Annotated in this window: 25 protein-coding genes; 5 read left to right on the top strand and 20 right to left on the bottom strand. The window is 70.2% G+C overall.

Annotated elements, in window-relative coordinates; genetic code table 11:
- The first annotated feature begins 77 nt into the window (after positions 1 to 77).
- Positions 78 to 566 carry a cupin domain-containing protein gene (locus tag ACRAQ3_RS00790; RefSeq protein ID WP_432255340.1) on the top strand — a complete coding sequence of 163 codons (489 nt, stop codon included), beginning with the start codon at positions 78 to 80 and terminating at the stop codon, positions 564 to 566.
- Positions 567 to 629: 63 nt separating this feature from the next.
- On the opposite strand, the gene ACRAQ3_RS00785 is transcribed toward ACRAQ3_RS00790, so the two are convergent.
- The 4 genes from ACRAQ3_RS00785 to ACRAQ3_RS00770 form a co-directional block, all read right to left on the bottom strand.
- The gene (locus ACRAQ3_RS00785; protein ID WP_269395547.1) at positions 630 to 1,238 is read right to left on the bottom strand and encodes a LolA family protein; all 609 of its coding nucleotides are present in this window, start codon (positions 1,236 to 1,238) and stop codon (positions 630 to 632) included.
- 221 nt (positions 1,239 to 1,459) lie between these two features.
- The gene (locus ACRAQ3_RS00780) at positions 1,460 to 5,074 is read right to left on the bottom strand and encodes a DNA translocase FtsK 4TM domain-containing protein (RefSeq protein ID WP_432255339.1); all 3,615 of its coding nucleotides are present in this window, start codon (positions 5,072 to 5,074) and stop codon (positions 1,460 to 1,462) included.
- Between the two features lie 14 nt (positions 5,075 to 5,088).
- The gene (locus ACRAQ3_RS00775; RefSeq protein ID WP_432256309.1) at positions 5,089 to 6,267 is read right to left on the bottom strand and encodes an aminotransferase class I/II-fold pyridoxal phosphate-dependent enzyme; all 1,179 of its coding nucleotides are present in this window, start codon (positions 6,265 to 6,267) and stop codon (positions 5,089 to 5,091) included.
- 124 nt (positions 6,268 to 6,391) lie between these two features.
- On the bottom strand, positions 6,392 to 7,717 hold the full coding sequence (locus ACRAQ3_RS00770; RefSeq protein ID WP_432255338.1) for an amidase: 1,326 nt from the start codon (positions 7,715 to 7,717) through the stop codon (positions 6,392 to 6,394).
- A 93-nt stretch (positions 7,718 to 7,810) separates the two neighbouring features.
- Between ACRAQ3_RS00770 and ACRAQ3_RS00765 the strand changes: the two genes are divergently transcribed.
- Positions 7,811 to 9,022 carry a UbiH/UbiF/VisC/COQ6 family ubiquinone biosynthesis hydroxylase gene (locus ACRAQ3_RS00765; RefSeq protein WP_432255337.1) on the top strand — a complete coding sequence of 404 codons (1,212 nt, stop codon included), beginning with the start codon at positions 7,811 to 7,813 and terminating at the stop codon, positions 9,020 to 9,022.
- A 12-nt stretch (positions 9,023 to 9,034) separates the two neighbouring features.
- On the opposite strand, the gene ACRAQ3_RS00760 is transcribed toward ACRAQ3_RS00765, so the two are convergent.
- The 6 genes from ACRAQ3_RS00760 to ACRAQ3_RS00735 all read right to left on the bottom strand — a co-directional run bounded on the left by ACRAQ3_RS00760 (position 9,035) and on the right by ACRAQ3_RS00735 (position 13,081).
- Positions 9,035 to 9,187 (bottom strand): Trm112 family protein, encoded by a 153-nt coding sequence (locus ACRAQ3_RS00760; protein ID WP_106534991.1) that lies wholly within the window; start codon positions 9,185 to 9,187, stop codon positions 9,035 to 9,037.
- 113 nt (positions 9,188 to 9,300) lie between these two features.
- Entirely contained in the window at positions 9,301 to 9,942 is a 642-nt protein-coding gene (locus tag ACRAQ3_RS00755) for an LON peptidase substrate-binding domain-containing protein (RefSeq protein WP_432255336.1), read from the bottom strand.
- A gap of 27 nt (positions 9,943 to 9,969) precedes the next feature.
- Positions 9,970 to 10,887 carry a thioredoxin gene (gene trxA / locus ACRAQ3_RS00750; RefSeq protein ID WP_432255335.1) on the bottom strand — a complete coding sequence of 306 codons (918 nt, stop codon included), beginning with the start codon at positions 10,885 to 10,887 and terminating at the stop codon, positions 9,970 to 9,972.
- Positions 10,888 to 10,972: 85 nt separating this feature from the next.
- Entirely contained in the window at positions 10,973 to 11,761 is a 789-nt protein-coding gene (locus ACRAQ3_RS00745; protein ID WP_432255334.1) for an exodeoxyribonuclease III, read from the bottom strand.
- A 78-nt stretch (positions 11,762 to 11,839) separates the two neighbouring features.
- Positions 11,840 to 12,163 (bottom strand): hypothetical protein, encoded by a 324-nt coding sequence (locus ACRAQ3_RS00740; RefSeq protein ID WP_432255333.1) that lies wholly within the window; start codon positions 12,161 to 12,163, stop codon positions 11,840 to 11,842.
- A gap of 231 nt (positions 12,164 to 12,394) precedes the next feature.
- Positions 12,395 to 13,081 (bottom strand): response regulator transcription factor, encoded by a 687-nt coding sequence (locus tag ACRAQ3_RS00735; RefSeq protein WP_085895029.1) that lies wholly within the window; start codon positions 13,079 to 13,081, stop codon positions 12,395 to 12,397.
- Between the two features lie 157 nt (positions 13,082 to 13,238).
- Here ACRAQ3_RS00735 and ribA point away from each other — a divergent pair, with 157 nt between their 5' ends.
- Positions 13,239 to 14,318: a GTP cyclohydrolase II gene (ribA, locus tag ACRAQ3_RS00730; protein WP_432255332.1), complete on the top strand. Its 1,080-nt coding sequence runs from the start codon at positions 13,239 to 13,241 to the stop codon at positions 14,316 to 14,318.
- The gene (locus ACRAQ3_RS00725) at positions 14,315 to 14,815 is read left to right on the top strand and encodes a L,D-transpeptidase family protein (RefSeq protein ID WP_432255331.1); all 501 of its coding nucleotides are present in this window, start codon (positions 14,315 to 14,317) and stop codon (positions 14,813 to 14,815) included. Before ribA ends, ACRAQ3_RS00725 begins: the two co-directional genes overlap by 4 nt.
- 58 nt (positions 14,816 to 14,873) lie before the next feature.
- Here ACRAQ3_RS00725 and fmt read toward each other — a convergent pair whose 3' ends face one another.
- The 4 genes from fmt to def (ACRAQ3_RS00705) are packed head-to-tail and all read right to left on the bottom strand — an operon-like array spanning position 14,874 to position 17,252.
- Entirely contained in the window at positions 14,874 to 15,773 is a 900-nt protein-coding gene (gene fmt / locus ACRAQ3_RS00720) for a methionyl-tRNA formyltransferase (RefSeq protein WP_432255330.1), read from the bottom strand.
- Complete coding sequence (gene def, locus ACRAQ3_RS00715) at positions 15,773 to 16,264, bottom strand: peptide deformylase (protein ID WP_432255329.1); 492 nt, start codon at positions 16,262 to 16,264, stop codon at positions 15,773 to 15,775. The genes fmt and def (ACRAQ3_RS00715) overlap by 1 nt, the downstream gene beginning before the upstream one ends.
- Positions 16,261 to 16,731 (bottom strand): peptide deformylase, encoded by a 471-nt coding sequence (gene def / locus ACRAQ3_RS00710; protein ID WP_432255328.1) that lies wholly within the window; start codon positions 16,729 to 16,731, stop codon positions 16,261 to 16,263. The genes def (ACRAQ3_RS00715) and def (ACRAQ3_RS00710) overlap by 4 nt, the downstream gene beginning before the upstream one ends.
- Complete coding sequence (def, locus tag ACRAQ3_RS00705) at positions 16,731 to 17,252, bottom strand: peptide deformylase (RefSeq protein ID WP_269395534.1); 522 nt, start codon at positions 17,250 to 17,252, stop codon at positions 16,731 to 16,733. Before def (ACRAQ3_RS00705) ends, def (ACRAQ3_RS00710) begins: the two co-directional genes overlap by 1 nt.
- Before the next feature lie 102 nt (positions 17,253 to 17,354).
- Here def (ACRAQ3_RS00705) and ACRAQ3_RS00700 point away from each other — a divergent pair, with 102 nt between their 5' ends.
- Positions 17,355 to 18,548, top strand: a complete 1,194-nt coding sequence (locus ACRAQ3_RS00700; RefSeq protein ID WP_432255327.1) for a MalY/PatB family protein — start codon at positions 17,355 to 17,357, stop codon at positions 18,546 to 18,548.
- A gap of 3 nt (positions 18,549 to 18,551) precedes the next feature.
- On the opposite strand, the gene ACRAQ3_RS00695 is transcribed toward ACRAQ3_RS00700, so the two are convergent.
- The 6 genes from ACRAQ3_RS00695 to ACRAQ3_RS00670 form a co-directional block, all read right to left on the bottom strand.
- The gene (locus tag ACRAQ3_RS00695; RefSeq protein ID WP_269395532.1) at positions 18,552 to 18,902 is read right to left on the bottom strand and encodes a hypothetical protein; all 351 of its coding nucleotides are present in this window, start codon (positions 18,900 to 18,902) and stop codon (positions 18,552 to 18,554) included.
- Positions 18,903 to 18,975: 73 nt separating this feature from the next.
- A complete protein-coding gene (cobM, locus tag ACRAQ3_RS00690; protein ID WP_432255326.1) occupies positions 18,976 to 19,743 on the bottom strand; it encodes a precorrin-4 C(11)-methyltransferase in 768 nt (255 codons plus the stop codon).
- Positions 19,744 to 19,815: 72 nt separating this feature from the next.
- On the bottom strand, positions 19,816 to 21,567 hold the full coding sequence (cobJ, locus tag ACRAQ3_RS00685) for a precorrin-3B C(17)-methyltransferase (protein ID WP_432255325.1): 1,752 nt from the start codon (positions 21,565 to 21,567) through the stop codon (positions 19,816 to 19,818).
- 38 nt (positions 21,568 to 21,605) lie between these two features.
- Positions 21,606 to 22,307 carry a precorrin-2 C(20)-methyltransferase gene (gene cobI / locus ACRAQ3_RS00680; RefSeq protein WP_432255324.1) on the bottom strand — a complete coding sequence of 234 codons (702 nt, stop codon included), beginning with the start codon at positions 22,305 to 22,307 and terminating at the stop codon, positions 21,606 to 21,608.
- Positions 22,304 to 23,521, bottom strand: a complete 1,218-nt coding sequence (gene cbiE / locus ACRAQ3_RS00675) for a precorrin-6y C5,15-methyltransferase (decarboxylating) subunit CbiE (RefSeq protein ID WP_432255323.1) — start codon at positions 23,519 to 23,521, stop codon at positions 22,304 to 22,306. Before cbiE ends, cobI begins: the two co-directional genes overlap by 4 nt.
- Entirely contained in the window at positions 23,518 to 24,153 is a 636-nt protein-coding gene (locus tag ACRAQ3_RS00670; RefSeq protein ID WP_432255322.1) for a precorrin-8X methylmutase, read from the bottom strand. Before ACRAQ3_RS00670 ends, cbiE begins: the two co-directional genes overlap by 4 nt.

Below are 24,153 nucleotides of genomic sequence, written 5' to 3'. Positions count from 1 at the left end.
GAGCTGTGCGACTCGGGCCGCGAAGCCTACCTTGCGGCACGGGCCGAGTTGCGGCCCGATCATGGGAGATACTCGACATGTTTCGATTCCCAGATCACCCGTGGCGCGGCGGGGGCATCGCCCTTGTCCTCGCCCTGACTGGCTCCATGGCCTTCGGCATGGACGACATGGCGAAATCGATGGCGCCGGATATGCTTGAATGGGGCGCCGGGCCGCCCACCCTGCCCGAGGGTGCCGAACTCGCAGTGCTGAGCGGCAACCCGATGGAGGCCGGCCCCTTCGTGGTGCGGCTGCGCTTTCCAGATGGCTTCGCAGTGCCGCCACACACTCACCCCACCCCGGAGCACGTGACGGTGATCTCCGGCACCCTGCTCTTCGCCCACGGCGAGGACCCTGCCACGGCCGAGCCGCAGCCGGTCGCGGCTGGCGGCTTCATCATGATCCCCCCCGACCACCCGCACCGGGCGATGGCCGAGGGCGAGACCGTGATTCAGATCAATGGCGAGGGGCCGTTCGCGGTGACCTACCTCGATCCCGCCGACGATCCGCGCGGCCAGTCCAACTGACCACGACGAAAAGGGCCGCCGGTCGGATGACCGGCGGCCCCGAGAGGGTTCAGGCGTGGCCCGTCACCACCTCGACATCTCGGAGCGGATGTTGAACTTCGCGTCCGAGATGCCCGCGCCCGGCCGCAGGTCGTTGAGCACCACGGTGGTCTTCTGCCCGGCATTGTCGGTGACGATCCACTGGCGCAGCTCTACCGGATCGGCGGTGAACACCATCTGGATCGAGCCGTACTCGGGATGCGCCGGGTCCTGCGCGGTCACCGTGGTCTTGGTGCCGTCGGAGCTGTGCCCCGTCACCATGCCCGCCCGGCCGAGATTGACGTTGCGCTCGAGGATGATGTTGAGCGGCGTCTGGTTCAGCGGGTAGCGCTCGGGCCCGGTGTTGGAGCGGGCGTCGAACACCGCGACCTGGCCGCCACCGGCGATCATCATCGAACGGTCGCCCGCGTATTCGAAGCGGATGCGGCCGGGCCGCTTGATATACATCGTGCCGGTCTTGATCGAGCCGTCGCCGTTGATCTGGGTGAAGCCCGCGGTCGCCGACTGGAGCTGGTTGAGATAGTTCGAGATCTCGCCCAGCGAGAGCTGGCGTGCAAAGGCCGGCCCGGTGGTGACCGCCAGCGTGGCGGCCGCGGCGAGCGAGGCGAGGAAGCTGCGTCGGATCATGGTCATGTCTCGCGTGGTCCTTCATGTCGTGGCCCCGAATGGACAGCAGGGGCGCCTTGGCACTCGATATAGGGCCGGTCTGCCGGATTGTCCGCCGCTAGGCGATATCGCGCGCGCCGCCAGCCGATGACCACGCCATGAAAAAGCCCCCCGCCCGGCGGGGCAGGGGGCTTAACCCATTGAAAATTCTATGCGCATACCCCCCTCACTGAGGGCTCGCGGCGATGTCAGTGGACCTCGGGCACCAGCACTTCGCGCTTGCCGACATGGTTCGCGGAGGAGACCACGCCCTGATCCTCCATCTGTTCGACCAGCCTCGCGGCCTTGTTGTAGCCGATCGCCAGCTTGCGCTGGATGTAGGAGGTCGAGCATTTGCGGTCCTTGGCGACGATCTGCACCGCCTGGTCGTAGAGCGCGTCTTCGCTGTCGGAGCCGGAGGTCGAGGAGCCGCCCCCCGCGAGGCCCAGCACCGCGTCGATGTCCGAGCTCTTGTCCTCGTCCGGGCCCTCGACCACACCGCCCACGTAATCGGGCGGGCCGAAGCCCTTGAGGTAGGTGACGATCTCCTCGACCTCCTCGTCCGAGCAGAACGGCCCGTGCACGCGGGTGATCTTGGAGCCGCCCGCCATGTAGAGCATGTCGCCCATGCCGAGGAGCTGCTCGGCGCCCTGTTCGCCGAGGATCGTGCGGCTGTCGATCTTCGAGGTGACCGAGAAGGAGATCCGGGTCGGGAAGTTGGCCTTGATGGTGCCGGTGATGACGTCGACCGAAGGCCGCTGCGTCGCCATGATCAGGTGGATGCCCGACGCCCGCGCCATCTGCGCGAGGCGCTGGATGCAGGCTTCGATCTCCTTGCCCGCGACCATCATCAGATCGGCCATCTCGTCGACGATGACGACGATGTAGGGCAGCACCTCGGGCTGGAACTCGTCGGTCTCGAAGATCGGGTCGCCCGTCTCCTCGTCGAAGCCGGTCTGCACCGTGCGCGAGAACATCTCGCCCTTGGACAGCGCGTCGCGCACCCGGCCATTGTAGCCGTCGATGTTGCGCACGCCCATCTTCGACATCTTGCGATAGCGCTCCTCCATCTCGCCCACGACCCATTTCAGGGCGACGACCGCCTTCTTGGGGTCGGTGACAACGGGAGAGAGCAGATGCGGAATGCCGTCATAGACGCTGAGTTCCAGCATCTTCGGGTCGATCATGATCAGCCGGCATTCCTCGGGCGTGAGCTTGTAGAGCAGCGACAGGATCATCGTGTTGATCGCCACCGACTTGCCCGAGCCGGTGGTACCGGCGATCAGAAGGTGCGGCATCTTGGCGAGGTTGGCGATCACCGGCTCGCCGCCGATATCCTTGCCGAGCGCCAGCGGCAGCTTCATCTGGTTGTCGCCGTAATCCCGCGCGGTGAGGATCTCGCGCAGCGCCACCATCTCTCGCTTGGCATTGGGCAGTTCGATGCCGATCACCGAGCGGCCCGGCACGGTCGAGACCCGCGCCGAGAGCGCCGACATCGAGCGCGCGATATCGTCGGCGAGGCCGATGACGCGGCTGGCCTTGAGACCGGGCGCGGGCTCCAGCTCGTACATGGTGACCACGGGGCCGGGGCGGACCGAGACGATCTCGCCCTTGACGCCGTAATCCTCGAGCACGCTTTCGAGCTGGCGCGCGTTCTCTTCGAGCTGCGCATCCGGCAGGTGGTGCCGCTCGATCGCGGCGGGGTCCATCAGCAGGTCGAGCGGCGGGTACTCGTATTCGGGATAGGCGACTTGCGGCGTGGCGGGCTGGCTTGGCGGCGCCACCGGCGCGGGCTGCGGCGCGGTGCGCGCGATCTCAGCGGCCGGGCCCTGGGGGGCAGCCTGACGCGTGGCGACGGGCTCGGCGCGGTGCGCGGCAAGCGGCGGGGCCGCGGGTGCGGGCGTACGGGCCGGTGCGGCGGGTTCGCGGCGCGCGGTGAGCGGCGGCTCGGCCGGGCGCTGTGGCGCGACGGGGGCGGAGATCGCGGCCTCCAGCTCCTGCCAATCCTCGGCCTCGACCGGCTCTTCGGCTTCATCCGCCCATTGCGGTTCGGAGGGCAGGTCCCAGTCCTGATGCGGTTCCGCCTCGAGCGCCTGCTCGGGCACTTGCGCCCAGTCGTCCTGCGGCGCGGCCTCTTCGGTCCATCCGGCGGTCGCGTCATAGGCCACGTCATCGCCAGCCTCGACCGGCTGCGGCTCGGGCATGGCGCCGAACGGATCGGGTCGCACCGCATCGCGAGCCAGCGGCGGCTCGACCCGGGGTGCCGGGGCCCCATCCGCGCGGGCACCGCCAAGCGCCTGTCCCGCGAGCGCCTGCCCGGCGGCGGCGAGACCGGCCCCGGCAGCGGCAAGCCCGGCGCCGGCCACGGCGCGCGGCGTCTTGTTGATCATCAGCGGTTTGGGCCCACGGCCACGGGTCAGCGAGGGCTCGATCCGGCCATGCTGGAACGGCGGCATCGTGTTCTGCCCGGTGCGCGCCCGGATCGCGTCAGAAATGCGCGAGCGGATCCGGTCGTCATCGGCGGGACGCTCGGCCGCGGCCTGCGCGGTGAGCGGCGGCTCGACCGGGGCAGCGGGCGGCGTCTCGCGTGGCTCGGTCCGACGCAGCAGCTGCGGCATCCGCGACAGCAGCCCGCCGGAGGGTTCCTCGGTGCGCGCCGGGCGCGGCGGCGCGGCGAGCGTGCCCGGGGGCGCCGGCGGCAGTCGCCGCGCCGGGGCCACGTCCTGCGCGGCGGGCGCGGCCTCGGACCAATCGTTTTCGGGCCAGTCGGACCGGGCCTGCTCATCCTCGGACCAGCCATCTTCGGCCCAACCCGTCTCTTCCGTCATCGGCGGCGCGGGGGGCACGGGCGCGGGCTGGCGAGGCATGACCCGGGACACCGCCGGCGGCATGCGCCGCGCCGGCGCGCTGTCCTCGATCAGGGCTTCGTCCTCCTCGGCCTCCGAAGCGGCAGGGGCGGCGGGCCGGGCGGCGGCGCTGATGCTGGCCATGCGCTTGGCGGCATGGGCGCGCACCACGGCGGCGACGCGTTGGGTCTGGTCCGGCTCGGGTACCGCGCGGGCGGCGGCCTCTTCTTCGGCGGCGAACGCCGCATCGCGGCGCATCTGCTCGCGCCGCGCCTCGATCTCGTCGCCGATCCGGGCGCGCAGCACCTCGGCGGCACGCATCGAAACCGTGGCGCCGCGCCCCATCAGCCGCAGACCCAGCGCATAGGCGAGCACCAGCCCCAGGAGAATCAGCCGCCAGAGGCCTTGCGTTTCCTCGCGGGTAAAGCCGGTGACATAGGCCCCCGCCGCCAACGTGCCCGCGCCGAGCAGCAGCGCCAGCAGGTTCACCCCGAGCCCCGGGCCGAAGGGGAGCACCGTGAGCAGCAGTCCCAGCACCGTATCGCCGAACAGGCCGCCGAGGCCGAAATTGTGGCTCCAGCCATCGGGCGGCGTCAGCGTCGCGGCGAAGACCGCGGCCAGCGCCACGACGATCGGCGCGAACATCAGCCGCGACATCGCCCGGTCCTCGCCCCGGTGCAGCGTCAGCCGCGCGCCCCAGGTCAGGAACACAAGCGGCAGCATCCATGCGCCGCGCCCGACGATCATCACGATGGGCTGCGCCACCGAGGCGCCGAAACGCCCCAGCCAGTTCTGTACCGGCGCGTCCGAGGCCAGCATCCAGTTCGGATCGTCGGGGCTGTAGGAGCCGATCATCATCGCGACCATCAGCCCCAGGGCGATCAGCACAAGTCCGAGCAACTCCTTGCCGCGCTTTTCCAGCGCCGCCTGCGTGTTACTGTCGAAGAGCGGTTCGCGCCCCCGCGTCTGATACGCCATCTCGCCTCGTCCTCTCAGTCGTAGAGACAGTCGCGAAGCGTCTCGAGCCCGCGCTGCATCTCGTTGGCCGGGGCCACCATGGCGACCCTGACATATCCCTTGCCGGGATTTTCTCCGTTCACGTCACGCCCGAGATAGGCGCCGGGCAGCACCCGCACCCCCGTCTCGCGCCATGCCTTCAGCGCCGCCGCCTCGCCATCCGCGACCGGCAGCCACAAAAAGAACCCCGCCTCCGGCGCCGTATAGCCCGGGACATCGCCCAGTACCGCGTCAGCGATGTCGTATTTCGCGGCATAGAGCGCACGGTTCTCGACCACATGCGCTTCGTCCGACCACGCCTTCGCGGCCACCGCCTGCAGGGGCAGCGGCAGCGGCGCGCCCGCATAGTTGCGCAGCTGCCGCATCCGGCGAATCGATTCCGGGCCGCCCGCGGCGAAGCCCGCCCGCAGGCCCGGCAGGTTCGACCGCTTGGACAGGGAGTTGAACACCACCAGACGCTCAGGGTCCGCGCCCATTGCTGCGGCGACGGCCAGCGCGCCCGGTGGCGGCGTCTCGCGCCAGATCTCGGAATAGCACTCGTCGGCGAAGACCCGGAAATCATGGCGCTCGGCCAGTTCCAGCAGCCGCTGGAGATAGGCTTCCGTGGCCACCGCGCCCTGGGGGTTCGAGGGCGAGCAGAGATAGAAGATCGCGGTGCGGTCCAGCGTCTCGGGCGCGATCGCGTCCAGATCCGGCAGGAAGCCGGTCTCGTGGGTAGCGGGCAGATAGCGCGGCTCGGCACCCACGGAGAGCGCGGCCACCGCATAGACCTGGTAGAACGGGTTCGGCATCAGCACCAGCGGCGCCTGTCCGCCCTTGGCCTCGGGGCACAGCGCCATGGCGGCGTTGTAGAGCCCCTCTCGCGTGCCATTGAGGGCCAGCAGCCGCTCGGGCGCCACGGTGATGGCATAGCGCCGCGAGATCCAGCCGGAGATCGCCCCCAAGAGCATCTCCGAGCCCTCGTTGACCGGGTACTTGCCGAATCCCGCCGCCGCCTCGGCGATGGTGGGGCCGACCCAGTCCGGATAGGGGTGCTGCGGCTCGCCGATGGTCATGGCGAGCGGCGCGCCACCCGGCTTGTGCGAATCAAGCAGGCTCCGCAGACGCGGGAACGCGTATTCCGGTAGGTCCGAGAACCGATCGGGGAAATCCATCGCTGCCTCATGAACGGGGGTCATGCCAGTGCCCCTCTTGCCACGAAACTACCCGCGCGGGCAGGACGATGTCCAGCTTTCGCCCCCTGCTCGCCCCGCATGTGTCTTTCGGGTCAGGCCCCTGTCAGGCGAGGGCCGCCTCGACCGCCGCCGCGAGACGCCACAGCGCCGCGTCCCGCCCCGCCCCGCCGTTGAGCAACAGCCCGCAACCCGGATCGCCGAAGGGCAGCGCCGCCGAACATAGCCCCATCAGGTTGGCCAGCCGCGTGTTCCGCAAGGTCTTGAGGTTGGTGAGACGGAACGCCTCGGCGTCTTCGAGAAGCGGCGCGACCTTGGGAGGCATGATCGCCACGCCCGGGCAGATCACCGCGTCGAACCCCGCCGTCGCGGCCCGGAAATCGCGACGCAGCGCGTGCAGGCGGTCCCAGCCGGCGATCCAGTCGGCGGCCGACACCCCCTGCCCCGCGCTGACCCGGTCGAGAATCGGCGGGGAGAGCGCATCCCTGTCGGCCTCGATCCGCTCGCGCCACCAGGCCCAGGCCTCGGCGGTATAGAGCGTGCCCGACAGGTCATAGGCCTCCTCCAGCGCCGGATGCGCGCGGCGCGTGATCACGGCGCCAGCGCTGTCGAGCCGCGAGAGCGCCGCATCGAAGCTGCGCGACACGGCAGGCTCCAGCCCCTCCATCACCACCGTGTCGATCACCAGAAGCCGCCGGCCCTCGAGCCCGGCCCCGCGCAGATCGGCCGAGGGTCCGCCCAGCGCCGCGAGGGCGAGATTGGCGTCCTCGACGCTGCGCGCCAGCGGACCGATGGTATCGAATCGCGCGCAGAGCGGCACCGCGCCCGCGAGCGGCAGCGCCCCGTGGGTCGGCTTGAGCCCGACGAGCCCGTTCCAGACCGACGGCACCCGCACCGAACCGCCGGTGTCGGAGCCGATGGCCAGCGGCGCCAGCCCGTGCGCCACCGAGGCCGCCGCACCTGAGGAAGAGCCGCCGGGCGCGGCCTCCGGGTCGAAGATGTTGGGTGGCGTCGCGGTGCGCGGGTTGATCCCGAGCCCCGAGAAAGCGATTTCGGTCATGTGGGTCTTGCCGAGGCAGACCATCCCGGCGGCGCTGGCGCGCGCCAGCACCTCGGCGTCGCGGTCGGGCACGCGGCCCGCCATCAGCCGGGTGCCCGCCTCGGTCGCCACGCCGACGCTGTCGAACAGGTCCTTCCAGCTCGCCGGCACCCCGTCGAGCGGGCCGCGCCTGCGCCCGATACGGGCCCTTTCACGCGCCGCCTCGGCCTCGGTCATGGCGCGCTCGGGCGTCAGCCGGGCATAGATCCGCGCGGCGTCGGGATGCGCCTCGGCCGCGTCGAGAAAGCTCTGGGCCAGCGCGACCGGGTCGATGTCGCCCGCCGCGATGCCGCGCCCAAGGGCCGCCGCGCCCATCCGCCGCCATTCGTCCATCGCCGCCTCCGCCATATCCCGCCTCGATCGGGCGCGAGGCTAGCGGCGCCGGGGCGCATGGACAATCCCGCCCCCCGCCCCATAGTCAGCCGCATGGACCAAGATAGCGACATCCTCATCGCGGGCGGCGGCCTCAACGGCCCGGTGCTCGCCCTCGCCCTCGCCCGGGCCGGGTTATCGGTGACCCTCGTGGACGCGGCCGCCCCGCCGGCCCGCCTCGCCCGCTTCGACGGGCGCGCCTACGCCATCGCCGCAAGCTCGCGGCGGATGCTGGCGCGGCTCGGCCTGTGGGATCAGCTGGCGCCGCAGGCGCAGGAGATGATCGAGATCAAGGTCACCGACGGGCGCGCCGGCGAAGGTCCCTCCGCCTGGTGGCTGCACTTCGACTCGGCGGAGATCGAGGAAGGCCCGATGGGCCACATGGTCGAGGACCGGCACCTGCGATCGGCTCTCGCCGGCGCGCTGAAGGCGACGCGAGGCGTCACTCTGCGTGCTCCGGCCAGAGTGGTGGCGCAGGAGACATCGGCGGGCGGAGTGTCTATCACGCTCGAGTCGGGCGAGGTGCTGCGCGCCGGGCTGCTCGTGGGCTGCGACGGCCGCGCCAGCGGCACCGCTGCGCGGGCCGGGATCAGGCGCAATGGCTGGGGCTATGGCCAGAGCGCGGTGACCTGCGCGGTCGAGCACGAATTGCCGCACAAGGGCATCGCGCACCAGTTCTTCATGCCCGGCGGGCCGCTGGCGATCCTGCCGTTGACCGGCCGGCGCAGCTCGCTGGTCTGGAGCGAGCGCAGCCCGCGCGCCGAGCGCCTCGCGGCGATGCCTGAGGCGGAATTTCTCGACGCGCTGCGTCCCGCCTTCGGCAATTTCCTGGGCGAGATCGGTCTCGTGGGCAGCCGCGGGCTGTTTCCGCTGGGTCTCAGCCTCGCGGAGCGCTTCACCACCCGGCGCGTGGCGCTTGTGGGGGACGCGGCGCACGGGTTGCACCCGGTCGCGGGACAAGGGCTCAATGCCGGGCTGCGCGACGTCGCGGCGCTGGCCGAGGTGCTGGGCGAAGCTCGCAAGCATGGCGAAGATGCGGGCAGCGCCCTCGTGCTCGATCGCTATGCTCGGTGGCGGCGCTTCGACACCACGGTGCTGGCCGCCACGACCGATCTCACCACGCGGCTGTTCTCGAACGACAACCCGCTGCTGCGGCTGGCACGCGATGCCGGGCTCGGCGCGATCAACGCCGTAGCGCCGCTGCGCCGCGCGATGATCCGCGAGGCGGCGGGGCTGACCGGGGAATTGCCGCCACTGATGCGCTGAGGCACGGGAGGCTTAGTCGAGCGGGCGCGCCTCGTCGGCCAGCATCACCGGGATGCCGCCCCGGATCGGATAGGCGAGATTGGCGGCCCGGCTCACCAGCTCCTGTCGCTCGGCATCGTAGCTGAGCGGGGCTTGGGTCTGCGGGCAGACCAGCGCCTCGAGCATGCGCCGGTCGAAGGCGGCCCGGCCCGCGCGCGGGTCCGGCTCGGGATCGGGCAGCGGGTCGATCGGCGGCACCGGCCGGGGCGGCGTGTCGGGGGGCAGGTTCGGATCGTCGCTCATTGCATTCTTTCCTCGCCCGAGCCGCCGCGCAGGGCGAACTCGATCAGCGTCACCAAGGTCTCGCGCCGGCCCGGCAGGTCCGGCGCCTCGAGCAGCGCCTGACGCTCCTCGCAATCGAAGGGGCACAGCATCGAGAGCGAATTGATCAGCAACTCGTCCTCGGCTTCGCGCAGGTTCTCCCAGTCGGTCTGGAGCCCCTGCTCGTCGAAGAAGCGGGCGAGCAGCTTCAGGAACGGCTCCCGCCGCATGCCCGGGTCGGCCTCGACCGCGCCGCGGTCGCGCTCGAAGCCGGACCAGTTCACGGCGCAGCGGCGATAGGGCGTGAAGCCCTCGACCTCGCGGCGGATCCTGAAACGCGACACTCCCGCGAGGGTGATCATGTAGCGGCCGTCCTCGGTCTCGGAAAAGGCGGTGAGCCGCCCCGCGCATCCGATATCGTGCAGCCGCATCTCGCCCGACGGGGTCTCGTAGGGCTGGATCATCCCGATCAGCCGCTCCGGCGTCTTCATCACGTCCTCTACCATGGCGAGGTAACGCGGCTCGAAGATGTGCAGCGGCAGCCGGGCGCGCGGCAAGAGCAGCGCCCCCGGAAGCGGGAAGACCGGAATGGTATCGGGGAGGTCCGCGCCAGTGATCATGAAAGGCGACCTAGCCTGCCGCGCCCCTCAGGCAAATATCATCGATGAGAGCTTGCGCCGACCCGCGAGCGCGATCGGATCCTTTGCGGGCAGCGCCTCGAAGATGGTGAAGAGCTGGGTCTTGGCCGCGCCCTCGTTCCACTCGCGGTCGCGGCGGAAGATCTCCAGAAGCTGCTCCACCGCCTCGGCGGTCTCGCCCTTGGCATGCAGTGCCGTGGCGAGGTCGTAACGCGCCTGCAGGTCGCTTGGCTCCGCTTCGACCCGGCCACGCAGCTCGGCCACGGGACCGGCATTGCTGGCCTGCTTGGCCAGCGCGATCTGCGCATGCGCCGCGTCCAGTTCGGGCGTCCGGGCGATCTCGGCCGGGGCACCGTTGAGGATCGCCTCGGCCTGCTCGACCTGATCCAGTGCCAGATGCGCGCGCACCAGACCGGCATAGGCGGCGGCGTTCTTGCCATCCTCCTGCAGGATCGCGCCGAACACCTCGGCCGCGCCGGTGGCGTCGCCCTCGTCCAGCATCGCCTCGGCCGCTTCGATCGCCTCCGACAGGCCGCCATCCTCTTCGCCGCCGCCCAGAGCGACGAGCTTCTGCACGAACTTGTCGATTTCCGATCCGGGCAGCGCGCCCTGGAAGCCGTCGACCGGCTGACCCTGCCAGAAGGCATAGACGGTGGGGATCGACTGCACCTGCAGCTGGCCCGCATAGGCCTGGTTACGATCGACGTCGATCTTGACCATCTTCACCTTGCCGCCGGCCTTGGTCACGGCCGCCTCGAGTGCCGGGCCCAGCGTCTTGCACGGCCCGCACCACGGCGCCCAGAAATCGACGATCACCGGCACCGTCTTCGAGGTCTCGACCACGTCCTGCATGAAGGTGGCGTCGGAGCCCTCGCGGATCAGGTCGTCCTTGGGGGCGGCGGGGGCGCTGTCGTTGAGACCGAGCATGTGAAGCTCCTGCTGCTGTTTGCGGCCCTGTGCGGGCAATGTTCAGAGGTGAGTATATGTGCGCGGAGACGCGCCGCGCCAAGCCCTAGAGGTCGAAGGTGGCGAAGACCGGGGCGTGGTCCGAGGGCTTGTCCCAGCCGCGTGCCGATTTCAGAACCCGGCTTCCATGCCCAGCCTTGGCGATGTCGGAGGTGGCCCAGACATGATCGAGCCTGCGTCCGCGATCCGCCGCCTCCCAGTCCTTGGCGCGGTAGGACCACCAGGAATAGAGCTGGCCCTCAGGGATGTCCTGCCGGGTCACGTCGACCCAATCGCCGCTGTCCTGCACCTGTGCGAGGTGCTCGACCTCGACCGGCGTGTGGCTGACCACCTTCAGGAGCTGCTTGTGGCTCCAGACGTCGTCCTCGCGCGGGGCGATGTTGAGATCGCCCACGAGGATCGCCCGCTCGGGCCGGTTGGCGTGAAAATCATCGCGCATATGGGTGAGGTAATCGAGCTTCTGGCCGAACTTCTCGTTCTTCTCGCGATCCGGCTCGTCACCGCCCGCGGGGACATAGAAATTGTGGATGGTCACGCCGTTTTCCAGCCGCCCGGCGATATGGCGGGCATGGCCGAGCTGCGCATGATCATGCGCGCAGACCTCCTCGATCGGCAGACGCGAGAGGATGGCGACACCGTTATAGCCCTTCTGGCCCCGCGCGATCATGTGGTCGTAGCCCAGCGCGCGGAACGCCTCGAGCGGGATCTTCTCGACCGGGCTCTTGCATTCCTGCAGGCACAGAACGTCGGGCCCCTCCTCCTGCAGAAGGCGGGTCACAAGCGTCTCGCGCAGGCGGACCGAGTTGATGTTCCAGGTGCAAAGCGTGAAGGGCATGCGCGGTCTCCGGCTGTCGGGCCGGGCCTGCCTAGCCCCTCGCGGCGCCGAAGACCACCCACGCTCGGACAGCGCGGCTCAGGGCTGGATCGTATAGCTTTCGGCCGCGCAGACATCGACGCGGTCGGGCACCACGGCGCCGTCCGAGAACATCATCAGCAGGTCGTAGAGGCATTCCGACACGTTGCGGATCGTGACGTCGGCATTGCTCCCCGACGGCACGACGTATTCGCCCAGCAGGTCGTCGCGCCAGTACTGGTCCGTCACCGGAGAGGCGAAGAGCCGCACCAGATCCACCCCCGAGCGGTTGCGCACTCGCAGCGTCTCGGTCTCGGCCAGAACGGCGGTGCCGAAAAGCGGGATCAACGCGGTGGCGAAAGCGAGGGGGCGGAAAACGGACATCGGCAGCTCCTGTCGGTACAGGACCAGCCTAGCCCCTCGGCCGCGCCGACCCCAGAGGCGTTTCGACCCGCTCACGCCGGCGCGACCGGAATTCCGCCAAGACCCTTCGATTGCGCAGAAAAAAGCCGGGCACCGGGCCCGGCCAAGTCCAACAGGGAGGTATGTGGCGTAACCCCGCCACGGGGGCTTCGGCATGGCAACGCGCGGCCTCAGGATCGGTTCCCGCCGCGCTCAGGCCACGAGCCGGTATCCCCCCGATTCCGTGACCAGAAGCCGCGCGTTCGAGGGATCGGGTTCGATCTTCTGGCGCAGCCGGTAGATATGGGTTTCGAGCGTATGCGTGGTCACGCCGGCATTGTAGCCCCAGACCTCGTGCAGCAGCACGTCGCGCGGCACCACACCCTCGGAGGCCCGATACAGGAACTTGAGGATGTTGGTTTCCTTCTCGGTCAGCCGGATCTTGCGATCATCCTCGGCCACGAGCAGCTTTTGCGCCGGGCGGAAGCTGTAGGGCCCAAGCTGGAACACCGCGTCCTCGGATTGCTCGTGGGTGCGCAGTTGCGCCCGGATCCGTGCCAGCAGAACCGGGAACTTGAACGGCTTGGTGATGTAGTCGTTGGCGCCGGCGTCGAGGCCGAGGATGGTGTCGCTGTCGCTGTCATGGCCGGTCAGGATCAGGATCGGGCATTTCACGCCCTGCTTGCGCATGACCCGGCACAGCTCGCGGCCATCGGTATCGGGCAGGCCGACATCGAGGATCACCAGGTCGAACAGCCCGGCCTTCACCTGCGCCATCGCTTCGTGGCCGTTTCCGGCTTCGAAGACGTCGAAATCCTCGGTCATGACGAGCTGTTCGCTCAGCGCCTCGCGCAGGTCGTCTTCGTCATCCACCAGCAGGATCTTCTTCACTTGTGCCATATCGACGCCTCCATGACCTTCCGGCTCCACAGATGTGTAACGATCACGTGTGGCTCAAGTTTCGTGGCAATCTCTCACGCCGAGTTGTCGCGCCCGGGGGAAATGTTACAGTCGCCTCCCGCGCCGGGGTCGCCCGGCCTTCCGCAAGGATGCGAACATGCCCTTTCGCCCCGATCCCGTCGAGCGCCGTGCCCGCGCCCTGGCCGATCTTCGCCTCGGCGTGCCGGTGGTCCTGGGTCAGGAGGAGGGGGCTCTCGTGCTCGCGGCCGAGACGGCGGGGCCCGACCGGCTGGCGGATCTGCGGAGGATGGGCGGGGCGCCGGTTCTGGCGATTACCGGGCGGCGCGCCACGACGCTGCGCGCGCGGGCCTATGACGGCGATCTGGCACGGGTGGCGCTGCCGGCGGACGCCGATTGCGGCTGGCTGCGGGCGGTGGCCGATCCGGCGGGCGACCTGAACACCCCGATGAAGGGGCCGCTGAAGACCCTGCGCGAGGGCTCGGCCGAGACACACCGCGCGGCGATCGCGCTGGTCAAGGCAGCGCGGCTGCTGCCCGCGGCGCTGGTGCTGCCGCTCGATGACGCGGCGGGCTTCGCGGCGGCGAACGAGCTGACCCGGCTCGACCTGCCGCTGCCGCCGGCGCTGACGCCGGCCTATGCCCCGGTCGCCGCCGCCCGGCTGCCGATGGAGGCGGCGGAGAAGGGCCGGCTGCACGTGTTCCGCCCCGGCGATGGCGGCGAGGAGCATTACGCGGTCGAGATCGGCAAACCGCTGCGCGACACGGCGCCGCTGGTGCGGCTGCACTCGGCCTGCTTCACCGGCGACGTGCTGGGTTCGCTCAAATGCGACTGCGGCCCGCAACTGCACGCGGCGCTCGACCAGATGGGCGAGGCCGGCGAAGGCGTGCTGCTCTATCTCAATCAGGAGGGACGCGGCATCGGCCTCGCCAACAAGATGCGGGCCTATAGCTTGCAGGATCAGGGCTTCGACACGGTCGAGGCGAACCATCGGCTCGGCTTCGAAGATGACGAGCGCGATTTCCGCATCGGCGCCGAGATCCTCAAGCGGCTGGGCTTTTCGCGCATCCGCCTGCTGACCAACAACCCCAACAAGGTCGCGCGGATGAACGAGGCCGGGATCGCGGTGGAGGAGCGGGTGCCGCTCAAGGTCGGCCGGGGCCTGCACAATCACCATTACCTCGCCACCAAGGCGGCCAAGTCGGGGCACCTGCTGTGATCCATTCTCCCGCCGATCTCGTCCTGACCCGCCGCGGCTTGCGGGTGCTGGGCCGGCATCTCCCCTGCTCGATCGGCAAGGGCGGCATTCGCCGCGACAAGCGCGAGGGCGACGGCGCGACGCCTGTGGGCGAGCACCGGATCACCGGCATGTTCTACCGCCCCGACCGGCTGACCGCGCCCCAGCCATGGGCCGAGCCGATCCTGCCCGGCGACCTGTGGTCGGACGCAAGCGGCGATCCCGCCTATAACAGCCATGTCCGCGCGCCCTACCGCGCGAGCCACGAGGTGCTGCGCCGGGCCGATCCGCTCTACGACATCGTGCTGGTCACGGACTGGAACGAGGGTGGCGCACCGGGAGCCGGCTCGGCCATCTTCCTGCATCAGCGCCGCCGCCCGGGCTATCCGACCGAAGGCTGTATCGCCTTCGCGCGCCCCGACCTGATCTGGCTCGCCCGCCATGTCCCCTATGGCGCGCGGCTGATCGTCAGGCGCTGATCCGCTGCATCTTACCGCAAATGCGCGAACCCGACGCTCGCCTCGCGCGGGCCGCCGGTCAGTCGAGCCGATCCGGCAGAGCCCGTCCCCTGATCGCTTCGGCGAGGGGCAGCGGCCGCTTGCCCTCGCGCTGGATCTCGAGGAACTCGACCGCGCCATCGCCGCAGGCCACGACACCCTCGCCGATCACCATCCCCGGCGCGCCCTCGCCCGGTCCGGCGGCGGCGCGCAGGATCTTGAGCCGCTCGCCTTCGGCCATGCACCACGCGCCCGGAAAGGGCGAGAGCGCGTTGACCTGCCGCGCGACATGGGCGGCGGAGCGGGTCCAGTCGATCCGCGCCTCGGCCTTGTCGATCTTGGCGGCATAGGTGACGCCGTCATGCGGCTGTGGCTCGGGGCGCAGATCGTCGAGGTCGCGCAGCGTCTCGACGACGAGGCGCCCGCCCATGCCGGCCAACCGGTCATGCAGGTCCGCGGCGGTGTCCGTGGGGCCGATCGGCGTCGCCTCGCGCATCAGCACCGGACCGGTGTCGAGCCCGGCTTCCATCTGCATGATGCAGACGCCCGTCTCGGTATCGCCCTCCATGATCGCGCGCTGGATCGGCGCCGCCCCGCGCCAGCGCGGCAGCAGAGAGGCGTGGATGTTCAAACAGCCCCGCGCGGGCGCATCGAGGATCGGCTGCGGCAGGATCAGCCCGTAGGCCACGACCACCGCGACATCGGTGTTCAGCGCGGCGAAGGCCGCCTGCTCCTCTTCGCCCCTGAGCGATACCGGGTGCCGCACCTCCAGCCCCAATTCCTCGGCCCGGGCCTGCACCGCGCTGGGCCGGGGCTTCTTGCCGCGACCTGCGGGGCGCGGCGGCTGGGTATAGACGCAGGCGATCTCGTGGCCCGCGCGGACCAGCGCGTCGAGCGCGTGGACCGAGAAGTCGGGGGTGCCCATGAATACGACCCGCATCAGGAGAGCTTCCTCGCCTTGGCAACCAGCCGGTCGCGCTTGAGCCGGCTCAGCCGGTCGAAATACATGCGCCCATCCAGATGATCGATCTGGTGCTGCAGCGAGGTCGCCCAGAGCCCGACGAAATCGCGCTCCTCGATCTCCCCCTCGGCATTGAGGAACCGCGCGGTGACCGCGCGCGGACGCGAGATCACCGCCGAAACGCCGGGCAGGTTCGGCGAGGCTTCCTCGTGCTCGCGCAGTTGCACGCTCGCATGCAGGATCTCGGGGTTGGCCATCCGCACCGCCTGCCCGCGCCCGTCCGAGGCATCGACCACGGCGAGCCGCAGCGACACGCCGATCTGCGGCGCGGCGAGACCGACGCCGGGCATCGCGTCCATGGCCTCGATCATCTCGTCCCAGAGGACACGGATCTCGTCGGTGATCGCCTCCACGGGGGCCGCGGGTTTGCGCAGCGTCGGGTGCGGCCAGCGCAGGAAGGGGCGGGTCATTCGGGGGTGTCCTCTTCGTGGCGATCGATGCACAGGATGCCGTCGAGATGATCGAGCTCGTGCTGCACGCAGGTCGCTTCGATGCCTTCGAACGCGGCCTCGTGACCAAGACCGGTCAGGTCCTGCCAGCGCAGCCTGACGCGCACGGGACGGCGGACCCGGCACGGCGTGTCGGGGATCGACAGGCAGCCTTCCTCGCGCAGCGCCGTCTCCTCGGAAGCCTCCACCAGTTCGGGGTTCACGAAGACCTTGGGCGCCGGATCGCCGTCGCGCCATGCCACGTCGGTGACGAAGATCCGCATCGGCAGACCGACCTGCGGCGCCGCGAGGCCGCGGCCCGGCGCGTCGTACATTGTCTCGATCATGTCGGCGGCAAGCTGCGACAGGGTGGGGTCGAACAGCACCACCGGGTCGCAGGTCGCGCGCAGCACCGGGGCCGGGTGCCGGACGATGTCGAGCACGGCCATCAGCCGCGCGCCCGCTCGCGCTTGAGCTTGACCATCTTGCGGGTGATCATCTGCCGCTTCATCGGCTTGAGATAATCGATGAAGAGCTTTCCATCGAGATGATCGATCTCGTGTTGCACGCAGGTCGCCCAGAGCCCGTCGAACCGCTCGGCATGGGTCTTTCCGTCGAGCCCGAGCCATTGCACCTCGACCTCGGCAGGGCGCTCGACCTCGGCGAACTGCTCGGGGATCGAGAGGCAGCCCTCCTCGTAGACCGAACGGGCCTCCGAGGCCCAAGTGACGGTCGGGTTCACCAGCACCATGGGCCGGGGCGCACCCTCGTCCTCCTTGGTGGCGTCCATCACCAGCAAACGGCTCATCTGGCCGATCTGCGGCGCGGCGAGGCCGATGCCGGGGGCGTCGTACATGGTTTCCAGCATGTCGTCGGCCAGCCGCCGGATCTCGTCGGTGATGGAGGCGACGGGATCGGCCACGGTCTTGAGACGCGGGTCGGGATGGATCAGGATGGGGCGCAATGTCATGGCGCCGATCTAGGGCCAAGCGGCGCGCCTTGCAACATCGCCGCCCCTTGCGCTCGCGGCTCGGCCTGTGCAGCCTCTCGGCTCGAGACGCAGGAGACCGCCATGAGCCCCGACCACCAGACCGCCCCCGATTTCGACGAGATCATCGATCGTCGCGGCACCAATTGCTCCAAGTGGGACATGATGGAGCCGGTCTATGGCGTCAGCCCCGACGAGGGTCTGGCGATGTGGGTGGCGGACATGGATTTCCGTCCTCCCGCCTGCGTGCAGCGCGCGGTCGAGGAGATGGCGGCGCATGGTGTCTACGGCTACGCCGCCTCGGACGCGGCGCAGCGCGAGGCGATCGGCTGGTGGATGGACCGCCGTCACGGCTGGCGCCCCGATCCGGGCGACATCTTCACCACCCATGGCCTCGTCAACGCCACCGGCCTTTGCGTCGACGCCTTCACCGAACCGAGCGAGGGGGTGGTGCTGTTCACCCCGGTCTACCACGCCTTCGCACGGGTGATCCGCGCGGCCGGGCGGCAGGTGGTCGAATGCCCTCTGGTGCTGGACGAGGGGCGCTACGTCCCCGATTTCGAGGCCTGGGACGCGATGATGACCGGGCGCGAGAGGATGATGATCCTGTGCTCGCCGCAGAATCCCGGCGGTCGGGTCTGGAGCCGGGCCGAGCTGGAGGGCTGGGCCGAGTTCGCACGGCGCCATGACCTGATCCTCGTCTCGGACGAGATCCATTGCGACCTGACCATGCCGGGCGTGACCCATACCGCGATGACCCGGATCGACGGCGTGGCCGACCGGCTGCTGATGCTGACCGCGACGACCAAGACCTTCAACATCGCCGGCGCGCATATCGGCAACGTCATCGTCTCCGACCCGAAGCTGAAGGCCCGCTTCGCGGCCCGGATGGGCGCACTGGGGCTGTCGCCCAACAGCTTCGGCCTCGCCATGGCGACGGCGGCGATGTCGCCCGACGGGGTCGAGTGGCTGGAGGCGCTGCGGCGCTATCTCGATGGCAACCGGCGGCTGTTCGAGGACGGGGTCGCGGCGATTCCGGGCCTCAGGCCGATGCCGCTCGAATCCACCTATCTGGAATGGGTGGATTTCTCGGGCACCGGCATGACGCGCGAGGAGGTGCTGGCGCGGATCGAGGGCGAGGCGAAGATCGCGGTGAACCACGGCACCAGCTTCGGCCTCGGCGGCGAGAGCTTCCAGCGGTTCAACATCGCGACCCCGCGTGCCCGGGTCGCCGAGGCGGTGGCGCGGCTGAAATCGGCCTTTGCCGACCTGCAGTGAGGCTCAGGACGGGGGCAGCCGCAGCGGCGGCTCGTCCTCGGTCCGCTCGAAATCGACGGGTGCGGTGTCGGCGACGCGGCTGTGGCGCTTGAACTCGTAGATCCGCTCACCCTCCTCGACGCGGCTGGTCATGACGAGGCATTGGTAGAGATGGCGCGGCCCGTCATAGAGATCGACGAAGCCATGCAGGATCGGCGCGTCCTTGGCCGCGAGAGCGAAGCCGTCCTCCCACATGCGCAGCACCTGATGCACCTCGCCCGCGTCGTGGATGCACAGCCGCCCCGAGCGGCGTTGCGCGGCGCGACGCGCGGCTTCCATGGCGTCCTGCAGATCCTTCGTCAGATATTCGGTCATCTCGCGTTCTCCCCTGACTCCATCCTGCGCAGAAGAGTATGAAATTCAAGCGACGTTCCTGGAAAATTCCCGGTCAGGCGCGTGCTTTCGGGCGCAGCACATGCGGCTGCGCCGGATCGTAGAGCGCGCTGTCGGGAAAGCCCTGCCCGGCCGCCAGCGCCGGCCCCACGAGGATCAGCGCGGTACGGGTCAGCTTGGCCGCGCGCACCTTCGCATGGATGTCCGAGAGCGTGCCGCGGATCACCAGCTGATCGGGCCAGCTGGCGCGATAGACCACGGCGACCGGGCAATCCGCGCCATAGAACGGCGTCAGCCGCCGCTCGATATCCCTGAGCGCCCGGATGCCGAGATGGATCGCCAGCGTGGTGCCGGTGGCGGCGAAGTTCTCGAGCGTCTCTCCCGCGGGCATGGAGGTCGATTTCATCGACATGCGGGTCAGGACGATGGACTGCGCCAGTTCGGGAATGGTCAGCTCCTGCCCCAGCGCAGCGGCGGCGGCGGTGTAGGCGGGCACGCCCGGCACGATCTCGTAGGCGATACCGTCCGCCTTCAGCCGGCGGATCTGCTCGGCGATGGCGCCGTAGAGCGAGGGGTCGCCCGAATGCACCCGCGCCACGTCCTCGCCCCGCGCATGGGCCGCCTTGATCTCGGCATGGGTCTCGTCCAGCGTCATCGGCGCCGTGTCCATGACCCGCGCGCCGGCGGGCGCGCCCGCCACCACCTCTTCGGGCACCAGCGAGCCCGCGTAGAGACAGACCGGGCAGGCCGCGATCAGCCGCGCCGCCTTGAGGGTCAGAAGCTCCGGATCGCCCGGCCCGGCCCCGATGAAATAGACAGTCATGGCGCGTGCCCTTCGTGACTTTGTTCTTCAAATACGCAAGACGACCGGGCTCGGCCGCCGCGCCGCCATGCCCTAGCGCGCATCGATCTTTTTGGCGTAGCCGCGCGGCGTGACCATGCGCGGCCCCTCCCCCAGCGCGACCAGCTTCGACTGCGACGAGCCGACCAGAACCACCGTGAGCATGTCGACCTCGTCCACCTCCAGCTCGTCGAGCCGGCGATAGCGGATCTCCTCCTCGGGCCGGCCAAGCGAAGATGCCAGCAGCACCGGCGTGTCGGCGGGACGGCGTGCGAGCAGGATGTCCCGCGCCTCGGCCAACAGCGTGCGCCGCCGCTTCGAGACCGGGTTGTAGAAGGCGATGACGAAGTCGCCCTCGGCGGCGGCGTGCAGCCGCTTCACGATATCCTCGCGCGGGGTGAGCAGGTCCGACAGCGAGATGGCGCAGAAGTCGTGACCGAGCGGCGCACCGGCGCGGGCGGCGGCGGCCTGCAGCGCCGAGACGCCGGGCGTGCAGGTGACCTCGACGCGCCGCGCCGCGTCCGAGACGCCGCCATTGTCGCGATCGCGCCCCAGCAATTCGAAGACCAGCGCCCCCATGGCGTAGATGCCCGCATCGCCCGAGCAGATCAGCGCCACGTCACGCCCCTCGGCCGCGCGCTCCAGCGCGTAACGGCAACGATCCTCCTCGCCGCCCAGCGGGAAGTCGGTGCGCGGCTTGCCGGCGGCGAGCGGTCCCAGCAGGTCGATGTAGAGCCCGTAGCCCACCAGTTCCTCGGCCTGCGCAATGAGCCGCGAGGCTTCGGGCGTGCGCCAGCCGGACTGGCCCGGCCCAATGCCCACGACCGAGAGGCGGCCCCGATGACGACCGCGCACCTCGAGGATCGGCGCAGGCGCCATGGCCAGCGCGCAGGTGGCGTTGGCGGTCTTGCACTTGGTGACGGCCAGCGTCGCGTCCTTCCCGGCCTGCGCCAGCGCCGCACCCTCGGAAACGCCATGGCAGCCGACCTCGGCGAAGACGACCTCGGATGGGGTGGCGAGGCGTGGCGCCTCGGCCTCCAGCTCGGCGGCGGTGAAGAGGCGCAGCGGCACGCCGAGATCACGGGCGGCGGCGAGGATCGCGGGCTCGTCCGCCTTGAGGTCGATCGAGGACACGGCCTGCACCGCCTCGGGCGCGATCCCCGCCTCGGCCAGCACATCGCGCAGCAGCGCGGCCAGTTCCTCGGGCGGGCAGTCGCGCGCGCAGCCGAGGCCGAGCACGGCACGCTGCGGCGCGAAGTGAAGATGTTCCGGACCGAGCCCGCGCTGCGGGGCGTCCGAGACGGTGATCTTCAGCGCATCGCCCCGGGGCAGCTCGGCCAGCCACGGCGCCTCGCCGGTCACCGTGGCACCACCGCCCGAGAGCAGCGCCGCCATCGCGCCCTTGGCGTCGTCCGGGTTCACCAGCCGGTAGCCCAGGGGCGGCTCGTCGAGAGCCACTCCGAGCGCCACGTCGCCCGCGGTGGTAACGGTGGCGGTGCCGCCCAGTGCCCCGGCGATGCGTTTTGCCAGGCGGTTGGCGCCGCGATGCCCGCCGAGCAGCGGCACCACCACGCGGCCGTCATCGGAGACCGAGATCACCGGCGGCTCGGCGCGCTTGTCAGATAGAAGCGGCGCCACCGCCCGGATCAGGATGCCGCTCGCGCAGACGCCGACGACCGGCGTTCCCGCGGCGAAGAGATCGCGCGCATGTTCGAGCGCATCGGCGAAGAAGGCGTCGGCCCGCTCCACCCGCCCCTCGCGGCCGTGCAAGGGCGCACCGAGCGCCTCGGCGATGCTACGAGCCATGGGTTCGCCCGAGCGGGAGAGCGCGAGTACAACAGGGGTCACAGCCAAGGATCGGCTCCCTTCGTGAGGATGATCATCGAGAAATAGGGCGCGGTATCGGGCGCCTCGGACAGCGGGCGAACGATCTCCGTCTCCAGCGTGGCGCGTTCGACATAGGTGGCGTGCGATGTCAGGCCGAGGCTATCGATCACCGCGCGCACCTTCGGGAAATGCCGGCCGAGCTTCATGATCGCGACGCTCTCGGCGCCCTCGATCCGGGCGCGCAGCTCGGCCTCCGGCAGCGGGCCGGGCAACACGGTAAGCCGCTCGTTGCGCGCGGCCAGCGGCCTGCGGGCGGCGGCGGCGGCGGCCGTGAGCGACGTGACACCGGGCACGATCTCGACCCGGTGGCGGTCCGCCAGCCGCGCGAAGAGATACATGAACGAGCCGTAGAAGAACGGGTCGCCCTCGCACAGGCAGACCACGTCCTCGCCCGCCTCCAGCGCCTCGGCGATCTGTGCGGCACCCGCGTCATAGGCCGCCTGTGCCGGAGCACGCTCGACCGTCATCGGCACATCCATGGCGATCTCGCGCGCCTCGGGCGCGATCAGCTCGGCGGCGATGGAGCGCGCGAAGCTCGCGCCGCCCGCCAGCGTCGGATAGGCGACGACGCGCGCCCGCTCGATCAGCCGCGCCGCGCGCAGCGTGATCAGGTCGGGCGCGCCGGGGCCGAGGCCCACGCCGTAGAGCGTGCCGGTCATCGCTTGATCAGGCTCCACTGCATCACCGGCATCGCCGGACGCCAGCCGGTGAGCCGGCCCACGGGTGCCGCGCGCGCGACCGAGATCCGCACCAGCTCGCCGCCATGCTCGGCATGCAGCGCGATCAGCGCCGCCTCGCTCTCGAGCGTCACCGCGTTGGCCACGAGCCGCCCCAGCGGCCGCAGCGCCGACCAGGCGGCCTCGAACACCTCTGCCGACAGCCCGCCGCCGATGAAGATCGCGTCGGGCGCGGGCAACCCGTCGAGCGCGCCGGGCGCATCGCCCTCGACCAGACGCAGCCGCGGCGTGCCCAGCGCCAGCGCGTTCTGCGCCGCCATGGCACGGCGATCGGCGCGCGGCTCGATGCCGATCGCATTGGCGTAGCGCGCGGCGCGCATCCACTCGATCGCCACCGAGCCCGAGCCGGTGCCGATGTCCCACAAGAGCGCCCCGCGCATCGGCATCAGCTTGGCCAAGGTGGCGGCGCGCAGCTCCCGCTTGGTCATCGTGCCGTCGGAAACGAAGAGCGCGTCGTCGAGCCCCGGCACGCGCGGCAGCAGCGCCGCGTCGGGGGCGGCGACGCAGTCCACGGCCAGCGTGTTGAAGGCGGGCACCTCGTGATCCCAGCTTTCGGCGATGCCGTCGAAACGCGCCTCGTCCTCGCCGGCCATGTTGGCCAGCACGGTCATCGGGCTCTGGCCGAAGCCGCGCTCGGTCAGGAACCGCGCGATCTGGCCCGGCGTCTCGGAGCCGGTGGTCAGGATCAGCAGCCGCGCCTGCGGCTGGATGAAGGCGATCATCTGCTCCACGGGGCGGCCATGCACCGTCAGCGTCTCGACATCGGCAAGGCTCCAGCCCATGCGGGCCGAGGCCAGTTGGAACGCCGAAAGCTGCGGGTGATAGACGATCTCCGAGGCCGGGATCGCTCGCCCGATCCGCGCGCCGACCGAGAACCACAGCGGATCGCCGGTGGCCAGAACCACGACGCGGCGGCCCTTGAAGGATTTCAATCGGTCGATCAGCGCGTCGAACGGGCTGGGCCAGGCGACGCGCTCGGCGCCCACCGCGCCTGCCAGTTCGTGATGCCGGTCGCCCCCGACGATGACCTCGGCCGCCTCGACCACGGCACGGGTCGCGGGCAGGAGACCGTCCATGCCGTCCTCGCCGATGCCGACGACATGGAGCCAGGGCTCCTGCGCTGCGACCGCGTTCATGCGCGTCCCTCCGAAATGCCGTTGGCCAGCGCGTTCACCGCCGCCGAGGCCATGGCCGAGCCGCCCTTGCGGCCCCTGAGCGCCACGAAATCGCAGCCGCGCGGATCGCTCGCGAGCTCGGCCTTGGATTCCGCCGCGCCGACAAAGCCCACCGGAAAGCCGAGGATCAGCGCCGGCTTCGGCCAGTCTGCATCGAGCCGCTCCAGCAGATGGAACAAGGCGGTGGGCGCGTTGCCGATGGCGATCACGGCGCCCTCGATCCGGTCGCGCCACAGATCGACGGCGGCGGCCGAGCGCGTGGTGTCCAGCTGCTTCGCCATTTCCGGCACGCGCGGGTCGTTCAGCGTCACTACGACCTCGGTGTCCGGCAGGTGCCGCCGGATGATCCCCGCCGCCACCATCTCGCAGTCGCACAGCACCGGCGCGCCGGCGGCCAGAGCCGCCCGCCCCGCCGCCATGGCACCAGGCGAAAAGGCCAGCCTGTCGGCGATCTCGACCATGCCGCAGGCATGGATCAACCGGATCACCATCGGCTGGAGATCCTCGGGAACGCGGTCGAGCCGCGCCTCGGCGCGCACGGTGGCGAAGCTCTGGGCGTAGATCTTCGCGGGATCCGTCTCGTAGGGGCGCAT

It is taken from the genome of Limimaricola sp. AA108-03 (genome assembly GCF_050847355.1).
Lineage (GTDB): Bacteria > Pseudomonadota > Alphaproteobacteria > Rhodobacterales > Rhodobacteraceae > Limimaricola.
This window is presented reverse-complemented; position numbering and strand designations above follow the sequence as displayed.